Here is a 3,722-nt window from a genome sequence, read left to right on the forward strand (position 1 = left end):
GACCCATCCGCACCACCCACCACCACCTGAACCGCAACACCACCACCCACCGGAAGCACCAACGGCACCTCCAACGTCAACTCCTCCAACCGCCCACAACCCACCTCATCCCCCGCCCGCACCACCAACTCCACAAACCCCGTCCCCGGCAACAACACCCGCCCCAACACCGCATGATCCGCCAACCACGGATGAGTACGAGCCGACAACCGCCCGGTGAGGACAATGCCGTCCGAGTCCGGTGAGGCCACGGACGCGCTGAGGACGGGGTGGTCGACGGCGTGGAGCCCGACGGCTGTGACATCCACAGGCCCGGTCTCAGGAGCGTCGATCCAGTGGCGGCCGCGCTGGAAGGCGTAGGTCGGCAGATCGAGCCGCGGTCCCCTCCCGTCGGGGTCGGCGTCGGCGCCGAAGACCGCCGCCCTGTCCAGTGCCCGCCCTCGTACGAAGAGCCGTCCAAGACCCGTGAGCAGCGCCTGCTGTTCACCGCGGCCGCGGCGCAGCAGGGGTACGAAGGCGACGTTGGCCTCATCCGCGACCGAGTCCTGTCCCATGGCGGACAGGACGGAGTCGGGGCCCAACTCCACATAGGTGGTGACGCCGGCGGCCTCCAGAGTGCGTATGCCGTCCGCGAAACGGACGGCCTCGCGAACGTGCCGCACCCAGTACTCCGCCGACGCCACGTCCCCGGTCACAGCACCGGTGACATTCGAGACGACCGGAATCGACGGCTCGGCATACGTGAGCTGCTCCGCGACCGCACGGAACTCCGCCAGCATCGGCTCCATCAACACCGAATGAAACGCATGCGACACCCGCAACCGACGTATACGAGCCCCACGCTCAGCAAAACCCTCCGCAACAGCCAGGACTTCCGACTCACGGCCCGACAGGACCACCGAGGACGGGCCGTTGACCGCCGCGATGCTGACACCCGGCGTCAGATGCGGCAGCACCTCCGCCTCCGACACCTGCACGGCCACCATCACCCCACCCGTCGGCAACGCCTCCATCAACTGGCCCCGCGCCACCACCAACCGCACCGCATCCGCCAAAGACAACACCCCCGCCACATGCGCGGCAGCCACCTCACCCACCGAATGCCCCGCCACAAAATCCGGCCGCACACCCCACGACTCCAACAACCGGAACAACGCCACCTCAAACGCAAACAACGCAGGCTGCGCCCAACCCGTCCGATCCAACACCTCCTGATCGGCGCCCCACACCACATCCCGCAAACCAGAACCCACCTCCGGCCCCAGCTCGGTCAGCACCGCATCAAAAGCCCCCGCGAACACCGGGAACGCAGCACACAACTCCCGCCCCATCCCAACCCGCTGAGACCCCTGACCCGAAAACAGGAACGCGAGCTTGCGGATCAGAGTCGTCTCGATTCCTGGTTGCTCACCGGTGCCTTCGGAAAGGGCGTCCAACTCGCGCTCGAGTTCGTCCCTGTCGGCTCCTACCGCCACCGCCCGGTATTCCAACGCGGCTCGTGTCGTGGCCAGTTCATGTCCGACGGTTGCGATGGCATCGTCCGGCACTGTGTCGAGGAACGCTCGGAGGCGTCCGACCTGGGCGCGCAGTGCCTGGGGAGACTTCGCCGACACCGGCCACGCGAAGACGGACGGCCTGGTCCCGTGTTCCGCCGTGAAGGTCGACTCCGGCTCCGGTTTCCGCTCCGGCTCGGTCGCCCTCGGAGTCTCGGTCCGCTCGATGATGACGTGTGCGTTGGTGCCGCTGATGCCGAAGGACGAGATCCCGGCCCGGCGCAGTCCGTCCCGGGCAGCCCAGTCGATGGGCTCGGTGAGAAGTTCGACCGCGCCTTCCGACCAGTCCACCTCTGGTGACGGCTCGTCGACATGCAAGGTCTTCGGCAGCACTCCGTGCCGCATCGCCTCGACCATCTTGATGACCCCGGCCACGCCCGCCGCCGCCTGGGTGTGCCCCAGGTTCGACTTGATCGAGCCCAGCCGGAGGGGCGAACCGTCGTCCGGTCGCTCCTGCCCGTACGTGGCGAGCAGTGCCTGTGCCTCGATCGGGTCGCCCAGTGTCGTGCCCGTCCCGTGCCCCTCGACGGCGTCGATGTCGGCGGCGGACAGCCCGGCGGCGCCCAACGCCTCCTGGATGACACGCTGTTGAGCGGGGCCGTTCGGGGCGGACAGGCCGTTCGACGCGCCGTCCTGGTTCACGGCGGAACCACGTACGACCGCGAGGACCCGGTGTCCGTTGGCCTCGGCGTCGGAGAGCCGTTCGAGGAGCAGCAGGCCCGCTCCCTCCCCCCAGCCCGTTCCGTCGGCCGCCGCCGCGAAGGGCTTGCAGCGGCCGTCGGAGGCCAGCCCGTGCCGCCGGTTCATGTCGACGAAGGTGTCGGGGGCCGACATGACCGTGACGCCGCCGGCCAGTGCGAGGGAGCATTCGCCCCGGCGCAGGGACTGGATCGCCCAGTGCAGCGCGACCAGCGAGGAGGAGCATGCGGTGTCCACGGTGACCGCCGGGCCTTCCAGGCCCAGGGTGTAGGCGACACGGCCGGTCACGACGCTGGCGATGCTGCCGTTGCCGATGTAGCCGGCCATGTCGTCGGGCACGTGGCCGAGACGGATGCCCCAGTCGTGGTACATCACCCCGGCGAAGACACCGGTGCGGGAGCCTCGTACCGACTCCGGGTCGATGCCCGCGCGTTCGAACGCCTCCCAGGAGATCTCTAGCAGCAGTCGCTGCTGGGGGTCCATCGCGCTGGCCTCGCGGGGGCTGATGCCGAAGAACCCGGGATCGAACTGAGCCGCGTCGTAGAGGAACCCGCCCTCGCGGGTGGAGCTCTTGCCGGGCGTTCCGGGCTCGGGGTGGTAGAGGTTCTCGACGTCCCAGCCCCGGTCCTCGGGGAAGAGGGAGATCGCGTCTCCTCCGGTGGCGACCAGGTCCCACAGTTCCTCGGGCGAGCTGACGCCGCCCGGGAACCGGCAGCTCATGCCGACGATGGCGATGGGCTCGTCGACGGCGGCGCGTGTGGTGACGGGGGCGGCGACCGCTTTCCTCTCCGCGGCGGGTGCCTGTACGGAGAGGAGCTTCCCGTAGACGTGCTCCGCCAGGGCCCGGGGTGTCGGATAGTCGAAGATCAGGGTGGCGGTGAACCTGAGTCCTGTCGCCGAGTTGAGCCGGTTGCGCAGTTCGACGGCGGCGAGCGAGTCGAACCCGATCTCGCTGAATGCGCGGAGGGGATCGATGGCGTCGGGTGTCTCGTGTCCGAGGACGATCGCCACCTGGGCCTGGATGAGTTCGAGCAGCGCGGTGGCGCGGTCTGCGTCGGTGAGGGCGGCGAGTTGCCGGGCCAGCGAGTGCTCGGCGGAGGCCGGGCCGCCGGGCGTGACGACGCCGGACGTCTCCTGTGGTGTGCCGACGGGCTGAGGACCTGTGGTTGTCCGGCCGTTCCTCGTCCGGCCGGAGGCCGGCTGCGCCAGGTCCCGCAGGACCGGCGGTATGCCGTCGTGCCGTTCGTGCAGAGCCCGACGGTCCAGACGTACGGGGACGGCGGCGGGGGCGTCGGTGCGCAGGGCGGCGTCGAGGAGGGCGAGATTCTCGTCGGGCGTCAGCGGCACCATGCCGAGCTGGGCAACCCGGCGTAGTGCCTTGGTGTCGAGTTGGGCGCCCATCCCCGCCCCACCCGACCACAGACCCCACGCCAACGACACACCCGCCAGACCCTCACCCCGCCGCACATG

At 69.6% G+C, this 3,722-nt stretch carries 1 protein-coding gene; it reads right to left on the reverse strand.

Annotated features, from left to right (window positions below; translation table 11 throughout):
- A partial coding sequence (locus ACZ5VQ_RS49255) for a type I polyketide synthase (protein WP_469110752.1) occupies nt 1-3,722 on the reverse strand: 3,722 nt, incomplete at both ends.

Source organism: Streptomyces sp. NPDC033178, from assembly GCF_055577685.1.